A 22,702-nucleotide genomic window follows, 5' to 3' on the forward strand; every position below is an offset into this window, starting at 1 on the left:
GGCTTCTCTCGGTTGTCTCAGATCACCGTGTCCCAGGGGGCGGACAGCCGCACGGCGGCATTGATCAGGCCGACCATGGAATAGGTTTGCGGAAAGTTGCCCCACATCTCGCCGGTGGTGGCATGGGTGTCTTCGGACAGCAGGCCCAGCGGGTTGCGGCACTTGAGCATCACTTCGAAGATCTCGCGCGCCTCGCCCTTGCGGCCGATGCGCGCCAGCGCGTCGATGCGCCAAAAGGTGCAGATGTTGAACGCCGTTTCCGGCTTGCCGAAGTCATCGGGCGCCTCATAGCGGCGCATGTAGGGGCCGTCGCACAACGATTTCTCCAGCGCGTCGACGGTGGAGATGAACCGCGCGTCGTTGGGGTCGATGAAGTTCACCTCGGCCATCAGCAGCACGCTGGCGTCGAGGTCGCGCCCGCCGAAACTCTCGGCAAAAGCCTGGCGCTGGTCGTTCCAGGCCTCGCGCAGGATCCGCTCGCGGATGACGTCGGCACGCTCGCGCCAATGGCGGATGCGATCCGGCAGCTTCAGGGCCGCCGCCACCTTCGCCAAACGGTCGCAGGCGGCCCAGCACATGAGCGCGGAGGAAGTATGGATGCGCGCCCGGGTGCGCAGCTCCCACATCCCGGCATCCGGCTGGTCGTAGACCCGGAAGGCCTGCTCGCCGACAGCCTCCAGGTAGCCGAACTCGGCCTTGCCGGCCTTGCGGAACAGGCGATGGTCGTGGAAGGACTGCGAAGCGCCCAGGATGATGTTGCCGTACACGTCGTGCTGGAAATGCTCCTGCGCCTGGTTGCCCACGCGCACCGGGCCCTGGCCGCGGTAGCCCGGCAGGTGGCCGAGGATTTCCTCGGGCAGCTGTTCCTCCTGGCCGATGCCGTACAGCGGCTGGATATGCCCGCCGCCGGAACGGACCACGATGTTGTTGAGCCAGCGCAGGTACTCCTCCATGGTCGCCACTTCAGACAGGCTGTTGAGCGCGCGCACCACGAAGAAGGCGTCGCGCAACCAGCAGTAGCGGTAGTCCCAGTTGCGCCCGCTGTTGGCTGCCTCGGGGATGCTGGTGGTCATGGCCGCCACGATGGCGCCGGTGTCCTCGAACAGCGACAGCTTCAGGGTGATGGCCGCGCGGATCACGGCGTCCTGCCACTCCAGCGGCAGCGACAGTGCGCGGGTCCAGGAGCGCCAGTAGCTTGCCGTCTCCTGTTCGAAGCCGCGAGCCGTGTCGCCGATCCCTGAGGTCAGGGTTTCGTCGGGCCCCAGCACGAAGTCCATCGGCCGGTCGACAACGAAAAAAGTTTCGGAGAGTATGTAGCTCAGTGGCGCATCGCTGTTGAGCCTGAGTGTCTGGCTTGCGCCCACGTAGCGCAGATGGGTGCTGCCTTGCGTCACCGAGGGCACCTGCCGCCCCCAGTCGAAACGCGGCCGCATCAGCATGCGCACCCGCGGCGAACCCGACAACACCTTGACGCGGCGGATCAGCGTCAACGGCCGGAAAGTACGGCCGCGACTGAAAAAGCGCGGCGCGAAATCGGTGATCTCGATGCCCTGGCCGTGGGTGTCGAACAGCCGGGTCTTGATGATCGCCGTGTTGGGCTCGTAGGCCTGCTCGCTGCGCGCGAAGTTTTCCAGCTCGATCGCCCACAGGCTGCCGTTCTCGCTGGGATCGAGCAGGGCGTTGAACACCGGGTCGCCGTCGAAGCGCGGCAGGCAGCACCAGACGATGCGCGCGCGCTCGTCGATCAATGCGCTGTACGCGCAGTTGCCGATCACGCCGAGCTTCAGCGAGGGCTCGGGGGCTTGCACCGGTGTGTTCATGCGTCGACCTTTCCGGCCTTCGCGGCCACTGCGGCTTGAAGTTGATAACGGAATACCGCCGGCGATGCCAGGCGCTGCCAGGCCACGCTGGCGCCTTCGCCGACCTTCACGCCCAGGCCCTTGAGCCGCTGCACGGTCGCGAAGCCGACCTCGTCGGTGAAGTCGTCGCCGACGAATACCGGGGAGCGCCCGGCGAAGGGGGCTTCCTGCATGAACGCCTCTATCGCATGGCCTTTGCTCGCGCCGCCGGGCTTGGCTTCGACCACCATCTTGCCGTGCAACAGGGTGAGGCCCGGCGATTCCTGAACCGCGGCCTGCATGGCCTGCACGCATTCCTGTTCGAGTTCAGGCGCCTGCCGATAGTGCAGCGCGACCGAGCCGCGCTTGTTTTCCACCCGCAGCTGCGGGTGCCGCGCCGCCAGCGACAAGGCGGCTTCTTCCACATGCTGCAACGGATGGGTCGACAGCAGCGTCATGTGCCCGTCGGCACCGCGCCGTTCGGCCCCATGCACGCCCGCCGCCGGCAGGCGCAGGGGATGCAGGAAGGCGTCGATCTGGTCAATGGGACGGCCCGAAATCAGCGCCAGCGCCCCACCGAGGTACTTGTTCAGGGCGGTGAGCGTGCCGACCAGGCCCGAGGGCACGATCACGGCTTCCGGCTGAGGCGCGATGTCCACCAGCGTGCCGTCGAAATCGAGAAACAATGCGCAAGACGGGCAGAGAATATCCACAAAATTCATCGTGCTGACCCTAGCAGAGGCCCTGCTTGAGCACCAGACGGCCCGGGCCCTTGAACGCGTAGGACAACGCCTACGGCCGGGCAGGAATTGGTGACCTCAGCTGGCGTAAAGCCCAGCCAGGGACCGAAAGCCCTTGACCTCCATCGGGTTGCCGAACGGATCGCAGAAGAACATGGTCCATTGCTCGCCGGGCTCGCCCGCATAGCGAACCTGGGGCTCGAGCACGAAGACCGTGCCGGCCGCGCGCAAGCGCTCGGCCATGGCCTGCCAGTCCGGCAATTTCAGCACCAGGCCAAAATGCGGCATCGGGACCAGCACGTCGCCCACCTTCCCGGTGCGCTCGGTCTTGAACGGCTGGCCCAGGTGCAGGGAAATCTGATGCCCGAAGAAATCGAAATCGACCCAGGTCGCCGTGCTGCGGCCTTCGGCGCAGCCCAGCACGCCGCCGTAGAAGCGGCGGGCCTCGTCCAGGTCGGTCACATTGAAAGCGAAATGGAAGACTGATTGCATGCGAGGCAGGATAGCGCAGTGGCGCACAATGCCGGGCATGCCGAGACTCCTTCCACACCTGCGCGCAGGCTTGGTGCTGCTGGCCTGCCTGATCGCCCCGTCCGTGCTGCGCGCGCAGGCGGACTGTCCCAAGGCACCCGCGCCGGATGCGCCGGCGCTGGCTGCGATGCAGGCCGCCGCGCGCGACCGCGGCATGCTGTGGCGCGTCGAGAAGGGGGGCCGCAGCTCGTGGCTCTATGGAACGATCCACGCGGCCCGCATGGAATGGCTGATGCCCGGTCCGGCCGTGGCCGGTGCCATCCAGGCCAGCGACGTGGTCGCCGTCGAGATCGATATCAGCGACCCCGACCTGCCCGCCGTCTTCGCCAAGTCGGGCGGTGCGGCGATCAGCGAGCGCCTGCTGGACGCGCCCCGGCGCGAGCGGATCGAGCGGCTGGGGCGCAAGGCCTGCGTCCCGGCCGGTGCCCTGCAGCCGCTGCGCCCGTTGATGCAGGTGATCACGCTCGCCATGTTCGACGCGCGCTGGAGCGGCATCCATCCGGAATTCGCCATCGACGCCGTGCTGGTCGGCCTCGCGCGCGCCGCCGGCAAGCGGGTGGTAGCCCTGGAGACGGCCGAGCAGCAGCTCGCCGCCCTCATGCCCGCCAGTGACGCCGAGGAGTTGGAGCTGGTCGACGGCGCCCTGGCCGACATGGAGCAGGGCACGGGGCGCACCATGATGCGCCAGCTCACCGACGTGTGGGCCAACGGGGACGAGCCCACGCTGCTGCGTTTTCCCGAGTGGTGCGAGTGCATGCGCACGCCGCTCGAGCGCACGTTTTACCGGCGGCTCAACGACGATCGCAACGCGGCGCTGGCCGACAAGCTCGCGGCCCTGCACGATGGCGGCGCCCGCGTGTTCGCCGGCGTCGGGCTGCTGCACATGACCGGCGCGCAGGCCTTGCCTGCCCTGATGCGGGCCCGGGGCTTCAATGTGCAGCGCATTCCATTCCGGGCCACACCATGACGATCGACTACCAGCGCTACCAGACGCTTCACATCACCCGGCGCGGCCCCGAGGACAGCGTCCTGGACATCCAGATGCGCGCCCTCAACGGCAAGCTGCCGACCGCGGGCCATGCCGGCCACCGCGAGCTGACGGAGATCTGGCGCGACGTGGGCGCTGACGATAGCGTGCGCTGCGCTGTGTTGCGCGGCGAGGGGCTGGGCTTCTCGGGCGGCGGCGACCTGGCGCTGGTCGAGGACATGGCGACCGATTTCGAGGTGCGCACGCGCGTCTGGAAGGAAGCGCGAGACCTGGTCTACAACGTCATCAATTGCGACAAGCCCATCGTCAGCGCCCTGCACGGCCCGGCCGTGGGCGCCGGCCTGGTGGCGGGCCTGCTGGCCGACATCTCGATCGCGGCCAAGAGCGCCAAGATCGTCGATGGCCACACCCGCCTGGGCGTGGCGGCCGGCGACCATGCGGCCATCGTTTGGCCCCTGCTCTGCGGCTTGGCCAAGGCCAAGTACTACCTGCTGCTGTGCGAGGCCGTCAGTGGCGAGGAGGCCGAGCGTATCGGCCTGGTGTCGCTGGCGGTCGAAGAAGGCCAGCTGCTGCCCAAGGCCTACGAGGTCGCCGACAAGCTGGCGCTGGGCTCGCAGACCGCGATCCGCTGGACCAAGTACTCACTGAACAACTGGCTGCGCCAGGCCGGCCCGGCCTTCGACACCTCGCTGGCGCTGGAGTTCATGGGCTTTGCCGGGCCCGACGTGAAGGAAGGCCTGGCTTCCCTGCGCGAGCGCCGCAGCCCGAAATTCTGACGCGGCGATAATCGGCAGGGCAGTGGCCTCGCCGATCAAGCCCGCGGGCATGGGGCTGATCTGAGCGTCCCGGCCCGCCCTTCGGCGGCTGCGGCATGGCCCTGTCCCCGGCGCAGCTACAGCGCTGAACTCAAATTCGACCCATGAAAACTTCGACCCAATCCCTCATCGCCGTCGCCTTTGGCACGCTGGCCACGGCGGCTGGCGCCCATGTGTCGCTACAGCAGCCCCTTGCCGAGAGCGGCAGCGCTTACCAGGCCGTGCTGCGCATCGGCCATGGCTGTGACGGCGCTGTTACCACCGCAGTGAGCGTCCGGATACCGGCGGGCCTGAACGCCGCTCAGCCCCTGCCCAAGCCCGGCTGGACGGTATCGATGAAAGACGGGGTGGCAACCTGGACCGCTGCCACCCAGGAAGCGGCGCTGCCGGACAAGCAGCGCGGCGAGTTCACTCTGGCCGGCACCCTGCCCCCGGCGCCAGGACCGATGTGGTTCAAGGTGCTGCAGACCTGTGGCCAGGCCAGCCTGGACTGGTCGCAAGTGCCGGTCGAAGGAGTCTCGACGGCAGGCATGAAGTCGCCGGCGACCCTGCTGCAGGTGCTGTCGACCCGCGACTATGCCCAGGCCCAGGCGCGGCCCAAGGTCGAGGGTGCCTGGGTGCGCAGCGCGGTGCCGGGCCAGCAGGGCACGGGCGCGTTCATGAAGCTCACGGCGCTCCAGGCCATGCAACTGGTCGGCGTCTCCACACCGGCGGCGGGAACGGCCGAAGTGCATGAGATGAAGATGGACGGCGACGTGATGCGGATGCGGGCCGTGCCCAAGCTCGATCTGCCGGCCGGCGAGACGGTCGAACTCAAGCCCGGCGGTTATCACGTGATGCTGATGGACCTGAAGCAGCCGCTGGCCCCCGGCAGCACCGTTGCACTGACGCTCCTGCTTCGCGATGCGAAGGGCGTCCAGAGCAAGCTGGAACTGAAGCTGCCGGTTGCGGCTGGGCCGGCGGGCGGGCACAAGCATTGACGACGCGGCGTCGCCAAGGCGCGGGCGCATGGGGTAAGCTGTGAGCACAAGATAACTCCATCGGAGCGCGGCCATGAGCGATAACCAGAATTTCGGCTTCGGCAAATTCGTCCCGGGCTTCGACTTCCTTCAGAACGTTGCCAAGGGGGCGTCCCAGACGCTCCCGCAGATGCCCAATTTGGCCAACTGGATCGCGCCGACCCTGAACCTGGACGAACTGGAAAAGCGCATCGGCGAGTTGAAGGCCGTGCATTTCTGGCTGGACCAGAACTCTAAGGCGCTGGGCGCGACCATCCAGGCCCTGGAGGTGCAGAAGATGACGCTCGCCACCCTCAAGGGCATGAACTTCAACATGGGCGACGTGGCCAATGCGCTCAAGCTCAAGGCGGCCGACAGCGTGATGAGCGGGGTGCAAAAGGTCAGCGAGAAGGCAGCGGACACGGCCAGCGCGATTTCGGACGCCGCAGGCAAGAGCAAGGCCACCGCCAAGAAGGGCGGGAAAGCCAGCCAGGCCACCACCGGCGTGGTGGACCCGATGCAGTGGTGGGGCGCTCTCACCCAGCAGTTCCAGCAGATCGCGGCAACGGCGATGAAAGACGCCGCCACCCAGACGGCGGTGGACACGGCCAAGAACATGGCGACCGGCGTTGCCAAAGAGGCGTTCAAGACCGCCAGCGGCATGGCCAAGGCTGCCACCGGGTCGGTGACCGGTGGCGCCCGCAAGGCCGCGGCCAAACGCGCGACACGCAAGAAATGAGCTGACCGATCCGGAGCCGGCGTTGAACATGAAGCTCTTTCCCTTTGGACACGCGACCCATCCGCAATGGCAGATGGCAAGCGGACTGGTGCTCGCGCAATTGCGCGCCCAGATGGCGCTGCCCGACTACGCCAGTGCGCCGACGCTGGGCCTGCTCTACATCACCGATCACTACGCACCGGAAGCGCAAGACATCCTGGACCATCTGAGCGCGGAGTTGCCCGAGGTCACCGACTGGTCGGGCACCGTGGGGGTTGGCATCGCGTCGTCGAATGTCGAATATTTCGACGAGCCGGCCTTGGCCGTCATGCTGTGCGACCTGGCGCCCGACCAGTACCGCGTTTTCTCCGGTGTCGCCCCGCTCGCGGTCGGCGACGCCATGGGGTTCGAGCCGCATACCGCCCTGGTTCACGCCGACGCCGGCACGCCCGACGTGTCGGAGCTCATCGCCGAGATGGCGGCAAGGACCGCCACCGGCTACCTGTTCGGCGGCCTGGCTTCCAGCCGCACCGAGGCCGTGCAGTTCGCGGTGGGCGGCAATGGCAACATCAAGGGACATGGCGCGGCCGGCGGCGTGTTCCGCGGCGGCCTCTCGGGGGTGGCCTTCGGCGAAGGCATCTCGCTGGTTTCACGCGTCACCCAGGGTTGCCAGCCGGTGGCGGCGCAGCGCGTCATCACGGCGGCCCAGGGCAATGTGATCACGGAACTGGACGGCGAGCCGGCGCTGGATGTGTTGCTGCGCGACACCGGCATTTCGCTGGACCAGCCCCAGGCTGCCATGTCGGCGCTGCGCGCGACGCTGGTGGGCCTGACCGCTGCCGGCAGCGACGCCGTGGGCCGCACCGGCAATTTCGGCTCCGATGTGGTCGTGCGCCACATCATCGGGCTGGACCCCGCGCGCCATGGGGTGGCCGTGGCCGACCAGGTCACGCCGGGCATGCGCATGGCATTCTGCCAGCGCAACCCGCAGGCCGCGCGCGCCGACCTGGTGCGCATCTGCGCCGAAATACGCGAAGAGCTGGAGCCCGAGGAAATGCCGCTGCCGGTGGCTGCGGCACTGGCCGCGCCGGAGGCCCAGGCGGCGCCCAACCCGGCCCGGCGCATCGCCGGCGCGGTGTACGTGAGTTGCGCCGGGCGCGGTGGCCCGCATTTCGGCGGCCCCAGTGCTGAATTGCAGATCGTGCGGCACGCGCTGGGCGACGTGCCGCTGGTGGGTTTCTTCGCGGGTGGCGAGATTGCCCGTCACCACCTTTACGGCTATACCGGCGTGTTGACGGTGTTCCGCTAACGCCGCAAAGCCGTGAAGGCGGCGAACTCCCAGCTGCGCATCGCCAGCAGCAGCGTATAGCCTTCGCGGTCTTTTTCCGCCAGTTTCTGGTCGGCTTGATGTTGCTGGGCGAAGTCCTGGGCCACGCGCTGCATGCGCTCCAGGAACGACGGCGCCAGGCCGCGGCTGATCGAGCCGTGCACCAGCAGCACCCCTTCGCCGGCGCCGTCGAAGCCGCCGGAAAAATAGTCGAGCAAGGCGTGCTCGCGAAAGTAGTTCATCACGGCCCCATGGGGTCGCCAGCGAAAGGTCTTGGCCAGCTTGAGCCGGTACCGGTTGAGCGGCCGCAGCTCGATGATGCCGATGCGATCGAGCTGGGCGAAATACTTGATGCACTCGGCTTCGCTCAGGCGGTAGTCGCTGATCACCTGGTCCAGCGTCCATTGGCTCAGGACGCAGATGGCGCACAGCAGAAGTTTCTTGTCGGCGACCACGGCTTTTTCCTGTTCCTGCGTCAGCTCTTTCAGCAGGGGCTGGGCGTCGGCCACGCGCCGTGCGAGCTCGGCGAAATCCAGCTTGACGGCGCGGCAGATCGCATCGATGCGCGACAGCGGCATGTCACCCTTGGCCAGCATCCGCTTGACGCTAGATTCGGCCATCCCGAGGGAACGCGCCAGGTCGGCGTAGGTCATCTGCGCGGACTTGAGTTCTTTTTTCAGGGCCAGGACGAGGTCGGCGGTGGTGCTCATGTGGGAGTATCGATATACGATACCTGAAGGTGATCAATGGTCGAATGTATCGCAATTTGCGTGCTTTCCCGCCTCGCCGCTTGAAACTCGCCGCATCGCAACCTAAGGAGAAGAAAGCCATGCGACCGATGCCGTCGAAATCCGAAACCCTGCTCTTGCTGGCCTGCGCGTGCCTGGTGGCAGTCGCCCTGTTCGGCCCGGCCGTCATTCAGCCCCCCGGCTATCACGGCTTCGCCGACCAGCGGGTCCTGTGGGGCGTCCCCTTCGCGATGGATGTGCTGTCGAACCTGCCCTTTGCCTTGGCGGGCGTGGCCGGCCTCTGGTTCCTGGGCAAGGCGCCGCCGCGCGCCTTGAGCAACGTACAACGAGCCATGGCGATACTGTTCTTTGGCGGCCTGGTGCTGACGGCTTGCGGCTCGGCCTGGTACCACGCGCAGCCCGACGACGCGGGCTTGGCCATCGATCGCATCGGGATGGCCGCCGCGTTCGCGGGCCTCCTGGGGCTGGCCGCTGCCGGCCGCGTGAGCGAGCGCGCCGGCGCCCTGCTCGGCCTGACCATCCTGCTACTGGCGCCGGTCGCCATCGAGCTAGGGTCATCGACCGGCAATGTGCTGCCCTGGGCGGCGCTGCAGTTCGGCGGAATGGCGGTGGTTGTCTGGCTGGCCTGGCTGAGGCCGCGGCCTGGCGCACTGGTCATCCGGCTGGGCTGGGTGATCCTGGCCTATGCAGCGGCGAAGCTGCTCGAAATCAATGATCGGGCGGTCTTCGATCTGACCGGTCAGCTTGTCTCCGGCCACACGCTCAAGCACCTGGTCGCGGCGCTCGCTGCCCTGCCGGTGCTCGCGGCGGTGCTGGCCTTGCGCAAAGGCGGGCAGAATGCCACAGGCATCGCCTGGAGGAGCCCCGTATGAATACCAACAACGCCATCGCCGGGGCTGTACCCGAGGCCGACGCGCAGCCGCATCCCAACCAGTTCGCCCTGCTCAAGCAGCGCCGCTTCGCGCCCTTCTTCTGGACCCAGTTTTCGGGCGCCGCCAACGACAACCTGTTCAAGTTCGCCTTCACCGTCATGGTGACCTACCAGTTGCAGATCAGCTGGCTGCCGCCGGCGATGGCGGGCCTGGTGATCGGCGCCTTGTTCATCCTGCCGTTCCTGCTGTTCTCCGCCACCAGCGGCCAGCTGACCGACAAGTACGACAAGACGAAGGTGATCCGGTTCGTGAAGAACCTGGAGATCGCCATCATGCTGCTGGCGGCCTACGGTTTCTGGAACGACAACGTGGTGGTGCTGCTGGCTTGCACCTTCCTCATGGGCCTGCATTCCACGCTGTTCGGGCCGGTGAAGTTCGCTTACCTGCCGCAGGTGTTGAACGAGCGCGAACTCACCGGCGGCAACGGCATGGTGGAGATGGGCACCTTCGTCGCCATCCTGCTGGGCAATGTGGTGGGCGGGCTGATCGTCGCCATTCCGGAAGTGGGCCGCCATGACGTGGCCATTGCCTGCGTGCTGCTGGCGCTGGCGGGCCGGGCCGTCGCCCAGTTCATTCCCCAGGCGCCGGCGACCGACCCGGGCCTGAAGATCAACTGGAACCCGGTGAGCGAAACCTGGCGCAACCTGAAGCTCGCCCACGGCAACCTGGTGGTGTTCCGGTCGCTACTGGGCATCAGCTGGATGTGGTTCTTCGGCGCCGTGTTCCTGAGCCAGTTCCCCAGCTTCGCCAAGGAAGTGCTGCACGGCAATGAGCAGGTGGCTTCGCTGCTGCTGGTGGTGTTCTCGGTCGGCATAGGCACCGGCTCGCTGCTGTGCGAGGTGCTGTCGCGCCGCCACGTGGAGATCGGCTTGGTGCCGCTGGGCGCGATCGGCATGAGCGTGTTCGCGATCGACCTGTACTTCGCTTCGCGCGGCCTGCCGCCCTCGGCCGCCATGACGCTGGGCCAGTTCACGGCCGTGGGCGCGCATTGGCGCGTGATGGCCGACCTCGCTTTGCTGAGCCTCTTCGCCGGCCTGTACAGCGTGCCCATGTACGCGCTGATCCAGTTGCGCGCCCAGCCCACGCACCGGGCCCGCATCATCGCCGCTAACAACATCCTGAACGCACTGTTCATGATCGCCAGCTCCATCATCGCCGGCTTGCTGCTCAAGCTGGGCATGACCATCCCGCAGATCTTCCTGCTGGTGGGCCTGGCCAATGCGGTGGTGGCTTTCTACATCTTCATGCTGGTGCCCGAGTACCTGCTGCGCTTCATCGCCTGGATCGCTTCGCGCCTGGTCTACCGCTTCAAGGTCACGGGTGACGACCACATCCCGGTCCAGGGCGCCGCCATCCTGGTGTGCAACCACGTCAGCTTCGTCGACGCCGTGCTGCTGATGGCGGCCAGCCCCCGGCCGATCTATTTCGTCATGGACCACCGCATCTTCAAGGTGCCGGTGCTGGGCTGGCTGTTCAAGCTGGCCAAGGCCATTCCCATCGCGCCGCGCAAGGAAGATCCCGTGGCCTACGAGGCCGCGTTCGACGCGGCGGCCAAGGTGCTGCGCGAGGGCGACTTGCTGGCCATCTTTCCCGAAGGCGGCATCACGCACGACGGCGAAGTGCAGGAGTTCAAGGGCGGCATCATGAAAATCCTGGAGCGCCAGCCGGCGCCCGTGATTCCGATGGCGCTTACCAACCTGTGGGGCTCGTACTTCAGCCGGGTCGAACAGGGCGGGGCGATGGTGCGGCCGTTCCGGCGGGGACTGTTCAACCGCGTGGGCTTGAACGTCGGCCCGGCGATTCCCCCGGCCCTGGTGCAGCCCGAGGCATTGCGCCAGCAGGTGGCGCAGTTGCTGGCCGCCCCGACGGTGGAGGGGCTCAGACCCCGCGCGCCCGATCCCGTTTGAACTGCTGCGCGAACGCGGCGAAGGTGCCGGCGTCCAGCGCCTCGCGGATCTCGCGCATCAGGTTCAGGTAGTAGTGCAGGTTGTGGATGCTGGCGAGCATGGGCGCCAGCATTTCGCCGCAGCGTTCCAGGTGGTGCAGGTAGGCCCGCGAAAAATTGGCGCAGGTGTAGCAGCTGCAGCTCTCGTCCAGCGGCCGCTCGTCGGTGCGATGCCTGGCATTGCGCAGCTTCAGGTCGCCGAAGCGCGTGAACAGATGGCCGTTGCGCGCGTTGCGGGTCGGCATCACGCAGTCGAACATGTCCACGCCCTGGGCCACGCCTTCGACCAGATCTTCCGGCGTGCCCACGCCCATCAGGTAGCGCGGCTTGTCGGACGGCAGCCGGTGCGGCGTGTGCGCCATGATGCGCAGCATTTCTTCCTTGGGCTCGCCGACGCTGACGCCACCGACGGCATAGCCGGGGAAGTCCATCTCGACCAGCGCATCCAGCGACTCCTGGCGCAGGTGCTCGAACATGCCGCCCTGCACGATGCCGAACAGGGCGTTGGGATTCTCCAGCCGCGCGAATTCGTCCTTGCAGCGCTGCGCCCAGCGCCGGCTCAACTCCATGGAAAAGCGCGCTTCGGCTTCCGTGGTGATGTGGCCCTTGGTGTCGTAGGGCGTGCACTCGTCGAACTGCATGACGATGTCGCTGTTCAACAGGGTCTGGATCTGCATCGAGATTTCGGGCGTGAGGAACAGCTTGTCGCCGTTGACCGGTGAGGCGAACTTCACGCCCTCCTCGCTGATCTTGCGCATCTCGCCCAGGCTCCAGACCTGGAAGCCGCCCGAGTCGGTGAGGATGGGCTTGTTCCAGGCCTCGAAGCGATGCAGCCCGCCGAACTGCTTGACGACGTCCAGGCCCGGCCGCATCCACAGGTGGAAGGTGTTGCCCAGGATGATCTGGGCGCCCATGTCGGTGAGCGATTGCGGCGTCACGCCCTTCACCGTGCCGTAGGTTCCCACGGGCATGAAGATGGGCGTCTCGACGACGCCGTGGTTGAGGGTCAGCCGGCCGCGACGGGCATGGCCGTCGGTCTTGAGCAGTTTGAAATCAAGCATGGGATCGGTCGAGGAGCATGGCGTCGCCATAACTGAAGAAGCGGTAGCGCGATTCGACGGCGTGGCGGTACAGGCTCATCATGGAATCGTGTCCGGCGAAGGCGCTCACCAGCATCAAGAGCGTGGAGCGGGGCAGGTGGAAATTGGTGATCAGGCGGTCGATCACGCGGAACTCGAAGCCGGGCGTGATGAAGATGCTGGTGTCGCCGCTGGCCTGGCCGCCGGCGGCCCAGGACTCCAGCGTGCGAACCGTTGTGGTGCCCACTGCCACCACCCGGCCGCCGCGAGCGCGCGCTTGCGCAATGGCCTGCTGCGTCGCCGTCGGCACTTCGTACCACTCGCTGTGCATCCTGTGCTCGGCGAGATTCTCCGTCTTCACCGGCTGGAACGTGCCGGCGCCCACGTGCAGGGTGACGCTGGCGCGCTGGATGCCGCGCGCATCGAGTCCGGCCAGCAGCGCCTCGTCAAAGTGCAGCGCAGCCGTCGGCGCGGCCACCGCGCCCGGGTGCTTGGCGAAGACGGTCTGGTAGCGCTGCACGTCCTCGGCGGTGTCGCCGTGCTCGATGTAGGGCGGCAGCGGCACATGGCCGTGCCGCTCCATCAGGGCATACGGGTCGTCGCTGAGGGTGAAGCGAAAAAGCGGCCCATCCTCCTGTGGCCACCGGCCCTGCAGTGTGGCGGTGAAGCCGCCGTGCATGGCCAGGACCGTACCCACGGGCGGCTTCTTGCTTACCTTCATGTGGGCGACCACTTCGCGATCCTGCAGCACGCGCTCGATCAGCAGTTCCAGCTTGCCGCCGGTGGGCTTCTCGCCGAACAGGCGTGCCTTCACCACCTGCGTGTCGTTGAACACCAGCAGGTCGCCGGGTTCGAGCAGGGTCGGCAGCTCGCGAAAGATGCGATCGACCGGTGGCGTTGCCGTGCCATCGAGCAGGCGCGAGGAGCTGCGCTCGGTGGCGGGATGCTGGGCGATCAGCTCGGGGGGGAGGGCGAAATCGAAGTCGCCGAGGGTGAAAGTGCGCATGCTTGAGGGCCGGACGGACCCGTTCCAAGTGGGAGAAGGCAGAATTGTCCCATGCCCGACACCAAGGCCTTGTCCGAGCCGCAAAAAGCCATGATCAGGTTGGGCCTGGCACGCGACATCGATCTGGCCCTGCATTTGCCCCTTCGCTACGAGGACGAAACGCGCATCGTGAAGCTGCGCGACGCCCGCGAAGGCGACGTGGCGCAGATCGAGGCGACGGTGACGGCCTGCGAGATCGCCTATCGCCCGCGCCGCCAGCTGCTGGTGACGGTGGACGACGGCAGCGACACCTGTGTGCTGCGTTTCTTCAGCTTCTATCCTTCCCAGCAAAAGGCTTTGGCCGTGGGAACCCGCGTGCGGCTGCGCGGGGAATTGAAGGGCGGCTTTCTGGGCTGGCAGATGATCCACCCCTCGTTCAAGCCGGCGGGGGGCGAACTGGCCGCGGCGCTGACGCCGGTCTACCCGACGTCGGCCACCTTGCCGCAGGCCTATTTGCGCAAGGCGGTGCTGGGCGGGCTGGGACGGGCCGACCTGTCCGACACTTTCCCTCCAGGCGTCACCGAAGCGCTCAGGCCACTGGTGTGGGCCTTGCGTGAAGCGCTGGCGTTCCTGCACCAACCCGCGCCCGATGTGGCGATGGCCACGCTGGAAGATCGCAGCCATCCGGCCTGGCAGCGGCTGAAGGCCGAAGAATTGCTGGCGCAGCAGCTCTCGCAGTTGCTAAGCAAACGCGAGCGCGCGGACCTGCGTTCGCCGGCGCTCAGGGCCCGCCCCCAAGGCCTGCACGAGCAATTGCTGGCCGCGTTGCCTTTCAAGCTGACGGCGGCCCAGCGGCGCGTGGGCGAGGAGATCGCCCGGGACCTGGCGCGCAACATCCCCATGCACCGGCTGCTGCAGGGCGACGTCGGGTCGGGCAAGACCGTGGTGGCGGCGCTGGCGGCGGCCATTGCCATCGATGCCGGCTGGCAGGGCGCGCTGATGGCGCCCACGGAAATCCTGGCGGAGCAGCATTTCCGCAAGCTGATTGGCTGGCTAGAGCCGTTGTTTGCACCCCGCGGCCTGCGGGTGGCATGGCTGACCGGCAGCCAGAAGAAAAAGGAGCGCACCGAGATGCTGGCCCTGGTGGCCAGCGGCGAGGCGGCATTGGTCGTCGGCACCCACGCCGTGATCCAGGAGCAGGTGCAGTTCAAGAACCTGGGCCTGGCCATCATTGATGAGCAGCACCGGTTCGGCGTCGCCCAGCGGCTGGCGTTGCGGGCGAAGATGAAGGAAGCCGGGCAGGAGCCTCATCTGCTCATGATGTCGGCCACGCCCATCCCACGCACGCTGGCGATGAGCTACTACGCCGACCTGGACGTTTCCACCATCGACGAGCTGCCACCCGGCCGAACTCCGGTCGTCACCAAGCTGATCGCGGACAGCCGGCGCGACGAGGTGACGGAGCGCATCCGCGCCCAGATCGCCCAGGGGCGCCAGGTGTATTGGGTTTGCCCGCTGATCGAGGAAAGCGAGGCACTGGACCTGACCAACGCCACGGCCACGCATGAAGCCCTCAGCGCAGCCCTGCCGGGTGTCATGGTGGGACTGCTGCATTCGCGCATGCCCGCCCCCGAAAAGAAGGCGGTGATGTCGCTGTTCACCGGCGGGCAGATGAGCGTGCTGGTGTCCACCACGGTGATCGAGGTGGGTGTCGATGTGCCCAATGCTTCGCTGATGGTGATCGAGCATGCCGAGCGTTTCGGGTTGTCGCAGTTGCACCAGCTGCGCGGCCGTGTGGGCCGGGGTGCCGCCGCCTCGGCCTGCATACTGCTCTACTCGGCCGGAGACGCCGGCCGCCTGGGTGAAACGGCGCGCGCCCGGCTCAAGGCCATGGCCGAGACGGCGGACGGCTTCGAGATCGCCCGCCGCGACCTGGAGATTCGCGGCCCCGGGGAGTTTCTGGGCGCCCGCCAATCCGGCGCGCCGCTGCTGCGATTTGCCGACCTGGCTGTCGATACGCACTTGCTGGAGTGGGCGCGCGAATTGGCGCCGATGATGCTCGATCGCCATGCGCAACTGGCCGAAAAGCACATTGCGCGCTGGTTAGGTGGAAAATCGGAATACCTCAAGGCTTGATCCGGATGACCCTCACAGAGCTCAAATACATCGTCGCCGTCGCGCGCGAGAAGCATTTCGGCAAGGCCGCCGAAGCCTGCTTCGTCTCGCAGCCGACGCTGTCGGTGGCGATCAAGAAGCTCGAGGACGAGCTGGAGGTCAAGCTGTTCGAGCGCAGCGCCAATGAAGTGACGGTGACGCCGCTGGGCGAAGACATCGTGCGTCAGGCCCAGAGCGTCCTGGAGCAGGCGGCCAGCATCAAGGAGATTGCCAAGCGCGGCAAGGACCCGCTGGCCGGCCCGCTCAAGCTGGGGGTGATCTACACCATCGGCCCGTACCTGCTGCCCGACCTGGTGCGCCAGTCCATTTCGCGCACGCCGCAGATGCCGCTGATGCTGCAGGAGAACTTCACCGTGAAGCTGCTGGAGATGCTGCGTACCGGCGACATCGACTGCGCGATCATGGCCGAACCTTTTCCGGACACCGGGCTGGCCGTGGCCCAGCTCTATGACGAGCCGTTCATGGCGGCCGTTCCCAGCACGCATCCGCTGGCGGCCAAGACCACCATCACCTCGCTGGAGCTGAAAAGCGAAACCATGCTGTTGCTGGGCACCGGCCACTGCTTTCGCGATCACGTGCTCGAGGTGTGCCCCGAGTTCGCGCGCTTCTCCAGCGACGCCGAAGGGATCCGCAAGAGCTTCGAAGGCTCCTCCCTGGAAACCATCAAGCACATGGTGGCCGCGGGCATGGGTGTCACGCTGGTGCCGCGGCTCTCGGTGCCCAAGGAGGCGCTGGAAGCCCGGCCCAGGCGTCGCAAGGAAGACCACGCATTCGTCAAGTACATTCCGTTCGACGGTGACCCGCCGGTGCGCCGGGTCGTGCTGGCGTGGCGCCGCAGCTTCACCCGTTACGAGGCCATTGCCGCCCTGCGAAACTCCATCTACGCCTGCGAACTGCCCGGCGTCAAACGCCTCTCTTAAGACATGCAAGCAACCCCCACGCTCTACCAACCCGGAATCCTGCAGCCGGTGCCCGCCGTGGCGCGCTATGTGCTCTTCAGCGTGGCGGGACAGCATGAGGCGCCCGCCGTCAAGGAGGCACTCAAGCGCCTGTCGCCATTGGCCAACGGCAGTGACGTCGTGCTGGGCGTCGGCCCGTCTCTGGTGGCGGCGCTCGGCACCGAGGTGCCGGGGCTTCATGAGTTCCCGGATTTCTCGCGTGAGGAGGTCAAGGTCCCTTCAACGCCCGGCCAGCTCTGGGTCTGGCTGAGGGGCGATGACCTGGGTGATCTGTTGCATGTGACGCGCAAAGCCCAGCGTGCGCTGGCGCCCGTCTTCGCGGTCCGCCATGTGGTCGATGCCTTCCGCCATGCCTTGGGCGAAAGCGGCCACGGCAAGGACCTCACCGGCTACGAGGACGGCACCGAAAACCCCCAGGGCGACGCCGCCGTGCACGCCGCGTTTGCCAGTGGGCAGGGGCCGGGTCTCGACGGTTCGAGCTTCGTCGCCGTGCAGCAATGGGTGCACGATCTCGACGCCTTCGAGGCGCTCGGTGACGAGGCCGCCAATCACCACTTTGGGCGCCACCGCGATACCAACGAAGAACTGGAAGATGCGCCGGAGTGGGCGCATGTGAAACGGACCGCGCAGGAGAGCTTCGAGCCCGAGGCTTTCGTGCTGCGCCGCTCCATGCCCTGGATGATGAGCATGCAGGCGGGTCTGCAGTTCGTCGCCTTCGGCAGGTCCTTCGACGCATTCGAAGCACAGATGCGCCGCATGGCCGGCCATGACGACGGCGTCGTGGATGCGATGTTCCGTATCTCCAGGCCTGTCAACGGCGCCTATTTCTGGTGCCCTCCGATGCGGGGCGGCCAACTGGACCTGCGCCAGCTCGGCTTCGACTGACGTGCGGGCCCGCCTTGCCCTTTGGTTGGACCTGATCCGCTGGAACCGCCCGGCCGGCTGGCTGCTGCTGCTCTGGCCCACGCTCAGCGCCTTGTGGATTGCCGCGCACGGTTTTCCCGGCTGGCACCTGCTGGCAGTGTTCACGCTGGGCACGATCCTCATGCGCAGTGCCGGCTGCTGCGTCAACGACGTGGCCGATCGCGAGTTCGACCGTCATGTGAAGCGGACGGCGCAGCGGCCGGTTACCAGTGGCGCCGTCTCGGTGAAAGAGGCCTTGCTGCTGGGCGCCGCGCTGGCCCTGGTGGCGTTCGCCCTGGTGCTGACGACCAACACGCCGACGATTGCCTGGTCGTTCGCGGCCTTGGCGATCACGCTGGTCTATCCCTATGCCAAGCGCTTCGTCTCGATGCCGCAGGCCGTTCTGGGCATCGCCTTCAGCTTTGGCATTCCGATGGCCTTCGCCGCAGTCCAGTCGCGCGTGCCGCTACTGGCCTGGGTGTTATTGCTGGGCAACCTCTTCTGGGTGCTGGCCTACGACACCGAATACGCCATGGTCGACCGCGACGATGACCTGAGGATCGGAATGAAGACCTCGGCCATCACCTTGGGCCGCGCCGATGTGCCCGTGATCATGCTTTGCTACGCGAGCTACCTGCTGATCTGGGCCGTGGCGCTCATCGGCCGCATTCCTTTGATCGCCATCGCGATTTCAACCGCGGCGGCTGCGGCGCAGGCCGCTTGGCACTACAAGCTGATTCGCGGCCGCGAACGCGAAGGCTGCTTCAAGGCTTTCCGCCTCAACCACTGGCTCGGGTTCACGGTGTTCGCCGGCATCGTGGCCGGCTACGCGCTACGGGGCTAGCCGCCGAATTCGTTGCCAAGTTCCTTGGCGCGCTGGCGTGCGGCGTGCAAGGCCTTGATGAACAGCGTTTGGACCTGATCGGCTTCCATGGAGGTGATGGCGGCGTGCGTCGTACCCCCCTTGGACGTGACGCGCTGGCGCAGCACCTCGGGCGGGTCATCCGAAGCCCGCGCCAGTTCGGACGCGCCGGCAAAGGTGCCGACCGACAACTTGTAGGCTTGCTCGCGCGAGAGACCCATCTCGATGCCGGCCCGCGTCATCGCTTCCAGGAAGAAGAAGACGTAAGCCGGGCCCGAGCCCGACAAGGCCGTCACGGCGTCCAGGTGGGCTTCTTCGTCCACCCACAGCGACTCGCCGGTCGTGGCGATGACCTGCTCTACCCGCGCCTTGTCCGCCTGCGAAACGCCGGGCCTCGCATATAGGGCCGTCATGCCCTTGCCCACCAACGCGGGGGTGTTCGGCATGGACCGCACGATGCGCTGCGTGCCCAGCCACTGGGCAATGCTGTCGGATCGGATCCCGGCGGCCACGCTCAGGTGCAAGGCATTCGTCGTGTGCGCGCGGGCCTGGGCCGCGGCTTCCTTGAAGGTCTGGGGCTTGACCGCCCACACCACCAGGGTGGCGCGCGCCAGGGCCGGACCTGCCTGCGCCTGGGGCGCCAGGCCAAACTGGGTCTTGAGCTTGTCGCGTGCTTCCGCGAAAGGTTCCACCACCTCGATCTGGGCGGCGGGCAGGCCTTGGCGGATCAGGCCGCCGATGATCGCGCTGGCCATGTTGCCGCCGCCGATGAAGGCGATGGCCTGCTTGGAAAAGGTCTCGGGGCTGTCTGTCATGGCGCCAGTCTATCTCCGGCCTGGGCGCATGTGAGAATCGACGCATGAACCGACAGCAACTGGTTTCGCAGCTCGGCCGGCCCATCACTTATGACGTGGCCATCATCGGCGGAGGCGCTACCGGACTGGGGGTGGCGCTGGACGCCGCGGCGCGGGGCTTCTCGGTCGTGCTGGTCGAGTCGCACGACTTCGCCAAGGGCACGTCGTCCCGGGCCACCAAGCTGGTTCACGGCGGTGTGCGCTACCTGGCCCAGGGCAACATCGCCCTGGTGCGCGAGGCCTTGCATGAGCGCACGACCCTGCTGCACAACGCGCCCCACCTGGCCCAGCCGCTGCCGTTCGTGATGCCGTCCTACCGGTTCTGGGAAACGCCGTTCTACGGCGCCGGGCTCAAGATGTACGACGCGCTGGCCGGAAAGGCGGGCCTGGGCGACACGCAATTCCTGAACCGCGAAGAAACGCTCGCCTGCCTGCCGACCGCGCGGCCCGACGGCCTGAAAGGCGGCGTCAAGTATTGGGATGGCCAGTTCGACGACGCCAGGCTGGCTTTGGCGCTGGCCCGGACGGCGGCCGCGCGCGGCGCCCTGATCGTCAACTATTGCGGCGCCACCGGCTTGCTCCATGAAGGCGGGAAGGTGGTAGGCCTGAGCTGCAAGGACGGGGAAACCGGCAAGACCTATCAGTTGAAGGCGCGCTGCGTCATCAATGCCACCGGCGTCTGGGTGGATGAGTTTCGCCAGAAGGATGGGGAAGCGATCGGTCGGCCGGTCAAGGCCATGGTTGCGCCCAGCCAAGGCGTGCACATCGTGGTGGACCGGGAGTTCCTGCCCGGCGACCACGCGCTGATGGTTCCCAAGACGGCCGATGGCCGGGTGCTGTTCGGCGTCCCCTGGCTAGGCAAGATCATCCTGGGCACTACCGATACGCCACGGGGCGATCTGGCGCGCGAGCCCCGGCCCTTCAAGGAAGAGCTGGAATTCATTCTCGGCGAATCCGGGCGGTATCTGACCCGGGGCCCGAAGCGGGCGGATATCCGAAGTCTGTGGGTGGGGCTGCGTCCGCTGGTCAAGCCGCAGGGCGACGACGGCGACGATACCAAGGGGCTCAGCCGGGAGCACACGGTACTGGTGAGCCGCAGCGGATTGGTGACCGTGACCGGCGGAAAATGGACCACGTATCGCGCGATGGCCGAGGATGTGCTGGAGAAATGTTTCGACAAGCATCTCCTGGAGCGAGCTCGTGCGGGTGTGACCGCTAACTTGAAGCTGGTGGGTTCGGAAGGCTTGCCCGCCGCGCGCCCGCCCATCAGCGCCGCCCAGGGGCTGCATTCCTACGGCAGCGAGGCGGCCGCAGTGACGGCCCTTCCCGGCGCCGGCCGTGAGCTGGGCGCCGGCCTGACGGAGGCGATGGTCCGGTTTGCCGCCCGAAAGGAGTACGCGCGAACGGTCGAAGACGTGCTGGCGCGGCGCTGGCGGCTGCTGTTCCTGGACGCGCGCCAGGCGGCTGCGCTTGCTGCGGCGGTGGGCGCCGTCCTCGAGCAGGAAACGGGCGTGAACCCGCAGGTAGCGGCGTTCGAGAAGCTGGCCCGGCTGTACTTGACGCTGCCTTCCTGATGACTTTCGCGAAGGCCAGTTGACAGCCCCGCTAGGGTTTGCCATAATCGCAGGCTGCGCTTTAAAAGGTGCATATCTGCCCAATGCGAAATCGCCGTGAGTGGTTCACGGCGCCGACGACGGGCCCAAGACTGACCCAGTCTAGTGCTGGGTACAAGTTGGGAATATTTGAAATGATCCAGACAGAATCCCGGCTCGAAGTCGCCGACAACACTGGTGCGAAGTCCGTTCTTTGCATCAAGGTTCTCGGTGGTTCCAAGCGTCGCTACGCAAGCGTAGGCGACATCATCAAGGTGAGCATCAAAGAAGCCGCTCCGCGTGGCCGCGTCAAAAAAGGCGAGGTTTACAGCGCAGTGGTGGTTCGCACCGCCAAGGGCATCCGCCGCTCTGATGGCTCACTGGTCAAGTTCGACGGCAATGCCGCCGTGCTGCTCAACAACAAGCTGGAGCCCATCGGCACCCGCATCTTCGGCCCGGTCACGCGCGAACTGCGTACCGAGAAGTTCATGAAGATCGTGTCCCTGGCTCCCGAAGTTCTGTAAAGAGGCGCGTTCATGAACAAGATTCGCAAAGGCGACGAAGTCATCGTGCTCGCGGGCCGTGACAAGGGCAAGCGCGGCAAGGTGGTGCTCCGCAAGGACGACGACCACGTGATCGTCGAAGGCATCAACCTGGTGAAGAAGCACACCAAGCCGAACCCCCTCAAGGGCTCGACCGGCGGCATCGTGGAGAAGTCCATGCCGATCCACCAGTCCAACGTGGCGATCTTCAACGCCGCCACTGGCAAGGCTGACCGCGTGGGCATCAAGACCGACGGCGACAAGCGCGTTCGCGTCTTCAAGTCCAGCGGCGAAGAAATCAAGGCGGCATGACCATGGCACGACTGCAACAACACTATCGCGAAAAAGTGGCCCCGGAGCTGATGGCCAAGTTCGGCTACAAGTCGCCGATGGAAGTCCCGCGCCTGACCAAGATCACCCTGAACATGGGTGTCTCGGAAGCCGTGGCCGACAAGAAGGTCATGGACAACGCCGTGGGCGACCTGACCAAGATCTCCGGCCAGAAGCCGGTCGTGACCAAGGCCAAGAAAGCCATCGCCGGTTTCAAGATCCGCGAAGGCCAGGCCATCGGCACGATGGTGACGCTGCGCGGCGTGCGCATGTATGAGTTCCTGGACCGTTTCGTCACCGTGGCCCTGCCGCGAGTGCGCGACTTCCGCGGCATTTCCGGCCGCGCTTTCGACGGCCGCGGCAACTACAACATCGGCGTGAAAGAGCAGATCATTTTCCCTGAGATCGAGTACGACAAGGTTGACGCCCTGCGCGGTCTCAATATCAGCATCACGACCACGGCCAAGACCGACGAAGAGTGCAAGGCACTGCTCGCGGGCTTCCGTTTCCCCTTCAAGAACTGAGGTTCCCAGTGGCAAAAATGGCTTTGATCGAGCGCGAGCTCAAGCGAGACAAACTGGTCGCCAAGTACGCGAAGAAGCACGCGGAATACAAGGCGATCTCCAACGACGCGAAGAAGAGCGAAGAAGAGCGCGCGGCCGCCCGGATGGCGCTGCAGAAGCTCCCGCGCAACGCCAACCCGACCCGCCAGCGCAACCGCTGCGCGATCACCGGCCGCCCGCGTGGAACGTTCAAGCAGTTCGGCCTGGCGCGCGCCAAGATCCGTGAAATGGCCTTCACTGGCGATATCCCGGGCATCATCAAGGCCAGCTGGTAAGG

At 66.5% G+C, this 22,702-nt stretch carries 23 protein-coding genes; 16 read left to right on the forward strand and 7 right to left on the reverse strand.

Annotated features, from left to right (window positions below):
• Nucleotides 1-17: 17 nt before the first annotated feature.
• The 3 genes from HNE04_RS24455 to HNE04_RS24465 form a co-directional block, all read right to left on the reverse strand.
• On the reverse strand, nt 18-1,820 hold the full coding sequence (locus HNE04_RS24455) for a glycoside hydrolase family 15 protein (protein ID WP_172225424.1): 1,803 nt from the start codon (nt 1,818-1,820) through the stop codon (nt 18-20).
• Nucleotides 1,817-2,560: a trehalose-phosphatase gene (otsB, locus tag HNE04_RS24460; RefSeq protein ID WP_172225426.1), complete on the reverse strand. Its 744-nt coding sequence runs from the start codon at nt 2,558-2,560 to the stop codon at nt 1,817-1,819. Before otsB ends, HNE04_RS24455 begins: the two co-directional genes overlap by 4 nt.
• A 96-nt stretch (nt 2,561-2,656) precedes the next feature.
• Nucleotides 2,657-3,070, reverse strand: coding sequence for a VOC family protein (locus tag HNE04_RS24465; RefSeq protein ID WP_172225428.1), 414 nt, complete (start codon nt 3,068-3,070; stop codon nt 2,657-2,659).
• 37 nt (nt 3,071-3,107) lie between these two features.
• On the opposite strand from HNE04_RS24465, the gene HNE04_RS24470 reads away from it, so the two are divergent.
• The 5 genes from HNE04_RS24470 (at nt 3,108) to HNE04_RS24490 (ending at nt 7,937) form a co-directional block, all read left to right on the forward strand.
• Complete coding sequence (locus tag HNE04_RS24470) at nt 3,108-4,076, forward strand: TraB/GumN family protein (RefSeq protein WP_172225430.1); 969 nt, start codon at nt 3,108-3,110, stop codon at nt 4,074-4,076.
• Complete coding sequence (locus HNE04_RS24475) at nt 4,073-4,873, forward strand: enoyl-CoA hydratase/isomerase family protein (RefSeq protein ID WP_172225432.1); 801 nt, start codon at nt 4,073-4,075, stop codon at nt 4,871-4,873. Before HNE04_RS24470 ends, HNE04_RS24475 begins: the two co-directional genes overlap by 4 nt.
• A gap of 143 nt (nt 4,874-5,016) precedes the next feature.
• A complete protein-coding gene (locus tag HNE04_RS24480) occupies nt 5,017-5,892 on the forward strand; it encodes a copper chaperone PCu(A)C (RefSeq protein WP_172225434.1) in 876 nt (291 codons plus the stop codon).
• A 73-nt stretch (nt 5,893-5,965) separates the two neighbouring features.
• Nucleotides 5,966-6,649 carry a PhaM family polyhydroxyalkanoate granule multifunctional regulatory protein gene (locus HNE04_RS24485; protein ID WP_172225436.1) on the forward strand — a complete coding sequence of 228 codons (684 nt, stop codon included), beginning with the start codon at nt 5,966-5,968 and terminating at the stop codon, nt 6,647-6,649.
• A gap of 28 nt (nt 6,650-6,677) precedes the next feature.
• Nucleotides 6,678-7,937: an FIST signal transduction protein gene (locus HNE04_RS24490; protein WP_172225438.1), complete on the forward strand. Its 1,260-nt coding sequence runs from the start codon at nt 6,678-6,680 to the stop codon at nt 7,935-7,937.
• Here the strand turns inward: HNE04_RS24490 and HNE04_RS24495 are convergent.
• Nucleotides 7,934-8,665, reverse strand: coding sequence for a helix-turn-helix domain-containing protein (locus tag HNE04_RS24495; RefSeq protein ID WP_172225440.1), 732 nt, complete (start codon nt 8,663-8,665; stop codon nt 7,934-7,936). The genes HNE04_RS24490 and HNE04_RS24495 overlap by 4 nt on opposite strands.
• Nucleotides 8,666-8,784: 119 nt before the next feature.
• Here HNE04_RS24495 and HNE04_RS24500 point away from each other — a divergent pair, with 119 nt between their 5' ends.
• Together HNE04_RS24500 and HNE04_RS24505 are read left to right on the forward strand one after the other, a co-directional pair.
• Nucleotides 8,785-9,576, forward strand: a complete 792-nt coding sequence (locus tag HNE04_RS24500) for a hypothetical protein (RefSeq protein ID WP_235965381.1) — start codon at nt 8,785-8,787, stop codon at nt 9,574-9,576.
• Nucleotides 9,573-11,543 (forward strand): MFS transporter, encoded by a 1,971-nt coding sequence (locus HNE04_RS24505; protein WP_172225442.1) that lies wholly within the window; start codon nt 9,573-9,575, stop codon nt 11,541-11,543. Before HNE04_RS24500 ends, HNE04_RS24505 begins: the two co-directional genes overlap by 4 nt.
• On the opposite strand, the gene tgt is transcribed toward HNE04_RS24505, so the two are convergent.
• Complete coding sequence (gene tgt, locus HNE04_RS24510) at nt 11,515-12,642, reverse strand: tRNA guanosine(34) transglycosylase Tgt (RefSeq protein WP_172225444.1); 1,128 nt, start codon at nt 12,640-12,642, stop codon at nt 11,515-11,517. The genes HNE04_RS24505 and tgt overlap by 29 nt on opposite strands.
• Nucleotides 12,635-13,666: a tRNA preQ1(34) S-adenosylmethionine ribosyltransferase-isomerase QueA gene (gene queA / locus HNE04_RS24515; RefSeq protein ID WP_172225447.1), complete on the reverse strand. Its 1,032-nt coding sequence runs from the start codon at nt 13,664-13,666 to the stop codon at nt 12,635-12,637. The genes tgt and queA overlap by 8 nt, the downstream gene beginning before the upstream one ends.
• Nucleotides 13,667-13,717: 51 nt before the next feature.
• Here queA and recG point away from each other — a divergent pair, with 51 nt between their 5' ends.
• From recG to ubiA, 4 genes are read left to right on the forward strand one after another with little or no spacing between them, the layout of a single operon-like run.
• Complete coding sequence (gene recG / locus HNE04_RS24520; protein ID WP_172225449.1) at nt 13,718-15,781, forward strand: ATP-dependent DNA helicase RecG; 2,064 nt, start codon at nt 13,718-13,720, stop codon at nt 15,779-15,781.
• 5 nt (nt 15,782-15,786) lie between these two features.
• Nucleotides 15,787-16,740 carry a LysR substrate-binding domain-containing protein gene (locus tag HNE04_RS24525; RefSeq protein ID WP_172225451.1) on the forward strand — a complete coding sequence of 318 codons (954 nt, stop codon included), beginning with the start codon at nt 15,787-15,789 and terminating at the stop codon, nt 16,738-16,740.
• Between the two features lie 3 nt (nt 16,741-16,743).
• Nucleotides 16,744-17,664, forward strand: a complete 921-nt coding sequence (locus HNE04_RS24530) for a Dyp-type peroxidase (RefSeq protein WP_172225453.1) — start codon at nt 16,744-16,746, stop codon at nt 17,662-17,664.
• 1 nt (nt 17,665) lies between these two features.
• Nucleotides 17,666-18,526 (forward strand): 4-hydroxybenzoate octaprenyltransferase, encoded by an 861-nt coding sequence (ubiA, locus tag HNE04_RS24535; RefSeq protein WP_328700406.1) that lies wholly within the window; start codon nt 17,666-17,668, stop codon nt 18,524-18,526.
• On the opposite strand, the gene proC is transcribed toward ubiA, so the two are convergent.
• On the reverse strand, nt 18,523-19,359 hold the full coding sequence (gene proC, locus HNE04_RS24540) for a pyrroline-5-carboxylate reductase (RefSeq protein ID WP_172225457.1): 837 nt from the start codon (nt 19,357-19,359) through the stop codon (nt 18,523-18,525). The genes ubiA and proC overlap by 4 nt on opposite strands.
• Before the next feature lie 44 nt (nt 19,360-19,403).
• On the opposite strand from proC, the gene HNE04_RS24545 reads away from it, so the two are divergent.
• From HNE04_RS24545 to rpsN, 5 genes are all read left to right on the forward strand, one after another.
• A complete protein-coding gene (locus HNE04_RS24545) occupies nt 19,404-20,972 on the forward strand; it encodes a glycerol-3-phosphate dehydrogenase/oxidase (protein ID WP_172225460.1) in 1,569 nt (522 codons plus the stop codon).
• A gap of 173 nt (nt 20,973-21,145) precedes the next feature.
• On the forward strand, nt 21,146-21,514 hold the full coding sequence (gene rplN / locus HNE04_RS24550; protein WP_048438475.1) for a 50S ribosomal protein L14: 369 nt from the start codon (nt 21,146-21,148) through the stop codon (nt 21,512-21,514).
• Between the two features lie 12 nt (nt 21,515-21,526).
• On the forward strand, nt 21,527-21,844 hold the full coding sequence (rplX, locus tag HNE04_RS24555) for a 50S ribosomal protein L24 (protein WP_172225463.1): 318 nt from the start codon (nt 21,527-21,529) through the stop codon (nt 21,842-21,844).
• 2 nt (nt 21,845-21,846) lie between these two features.
• Nucleotides 21,847-22,386 carry a 50S ribosomal protein L5 gene (gene rplE, locus HNE04_RS24560; RefSeq protein ID WP_172225466.1) on the forward strand — a complete coding sequence of 180 codons (540 nt, stop codon included), beginning with the start codon at nt 21,847-21,849 and terminating at the stop codon, nt 22,384-22,386.
• Nucleotides 22,387-22,394: 8 nt separating this feature from the next.
• The gene (gene rpsN / locus HNE04_RS24565) at nt 22,395-22,700 is read left to right on the forward strand and encodes a 30S ribosomal protein S14 (RefSeq protein WP_172225469.1); all 306 of its coding nucleotides are present in this window, start codon (nt 22,395-22,397) and stop codon (nt 22,698-22,700) included.
• Nucleotides 22,701-22,702: the final 2 nt, after the last annotated feature.

It is taken from the genome of Caenimonas soli (assembly GCF_013155545.1).
GTDB lineage: Bacteria > Pseudomonadota > Gammaproteobacteria > Burkholderiales > Burkholderiaceae_C > Ramlibacter > Ramlibacter soli.

What these genes read in the sequence shown, in the direction of transcription:
- HNE04_RS24495 (WP_172225440.1), bottom strand. Translation starts at nt 8,665, where the DNA reads ATGAGCACCACCGCCGACCTCGTCCTGGCCCTGAAAAAAGAACTCAAG.
- HNE04_RS24485 (WP_172225436.1), top strand. Translation starts at nt 5,966, where the DNA reads ATGAGCGATAACCAGAATTTCGGCTTCGGCAAATTCGTCCCGGGCTTC.
- HNE04_RS24500 (WP_235965381.1), top strand. Translation starts at nt 8,785, where the DNA reads ATGCGACCGATGCCGTCGAAATCCGAAACCCTGCTCTTGCTGGCCTGC.
- HNE04_RS24465 (WP_172225428.1), bottom strand. Translation starts at nt 3,070, where the DNA reads ATGCAATCAGTCTTCCATTTCGCTTTCAATGTGACCGACCTGGACGAG.
- HNE04_RS24480 (WP_172225434.1), top strand. Translation starts at nt 5,017, where the DNA reads ATGAAAACTTCGACCCAATCCCTCATCGCCGTCGCCTTTGGCACGCTG.
- HNE04_RS24490 (WP_172225438.1), top strand. Translation starts at nt 6,678, where the DNA reads ATGAAGCTCTTTCCCTTTGGACACGCGACCCATCCGCAATGGCAGATG.
- proC (WP_172225457.1), bottom strand. Translation starts at nt 19,359, where the DNA reads ATGACAGACAGCCCCGAGACCTTTTCCAAGCAGGCCATCGCCTTCATC.
- queA (WP_172225447.1), bottom strand. Translation starts at nt 13,666, where the DNA reads ATGCGCACTTTCACCCTCGGCGACTTCGATTTCGCCCTCCCCCCCGAG.
- otsB (WP_172225426.1), bottom strand. Translation starts at nt 2,560, where the DNA reads ATGAATTTTGTGGATATTCTCTGCCCGTCTTGCGCATTGTTTCTCGAT.
- recG (WP_172225449.1), top strand. Translation starts at nt 13,718, where the DNA reads ATGCCCGACACCAAGGCCTTGTCCGAGCCGCAAAAAGCCATGATCAGG.
- rplE (WP_172225466.1), top strand. Translation starts at nt 21,847, where the DNA reads ATGGCACGACTGCAACAACACTATCGCGAAAAAGTGGCCCCGGAGCTG.
- HNE04_RS24545 (WP_172225460.1), top strand. Translation starts at nt 19,404, where the DNA reads ATGAACCGACAGCAACTGGTTTCGCAGCTCGGCCGGCCCATCACTTAT.
- tgt (WP_172225444.1), bottom strand. Translation starts at nt 12,642, where the DNA reads ATGCTTGATTTCAAACTGCTCAAGACCGACGGCCATGCCCGTCGCGGC.
- rplN (WP_048438475.1), top strand. Translation starts at nt 21,146, where the DNA reads ATGATCCAGACAGAATCCCGGCTCGAAGTCGCCGACAACACTGGTGCG.
- HNE04_RS24475 (WP_172225432.1), top strand. Translation starts at nt 4,073, where the DNA reads ATGACGATCGACTACCAGCGCTACCAGACGCTTCACATCACCCGGCGC.
- HNE04_RS24470 (WP_172225430.1), top strand. Translation starts at nt 3,108, where the DNA reads ATGCCGAGACTCCTTCCACACCTGCGCGCAGGCTTGGTGCTGCTGGCC.
- HNE04_RS24530 (WP_172225453.1), top strand. Translation starts at nt 16,744, where the DNA reads ATGCAAGCAACCCCCACGCTCTACCAACCCGGAATCCTGCAGCCGGTG.
- HNE04_RS24525 (WP_172225451.1), top strand. Translation starts at nt 15,787, where the DNA reads ATGACCCTCACAGAGCTCAAATACATCGTCGCCGTCGCGCGCGAGAAG.
- rplX (WP_172225463.1), top strand. Translation starts at nt 21,527, where the DNA reads ATGAACAAGATTCGCAAAGGCGACGAAGTCATCGTGCTCGCGGGCCGT.
- HNE04_RS24505 (WP_172225442.1), top strand. Translation starts at nt 9,573, where the DNA reads ATGAATACCAACAACGCCATCGCCGGGGCTGTACCCGAGGCCGACGCG.
- HNE04_RS24455 (WP_172225424.1), bottom strand. Translation starts at nt 1,820, where the DNA reads ATGAACACACCGGTGCAAGCCCCCGAGCCCTCGCTGAAGCTCGGCGTG.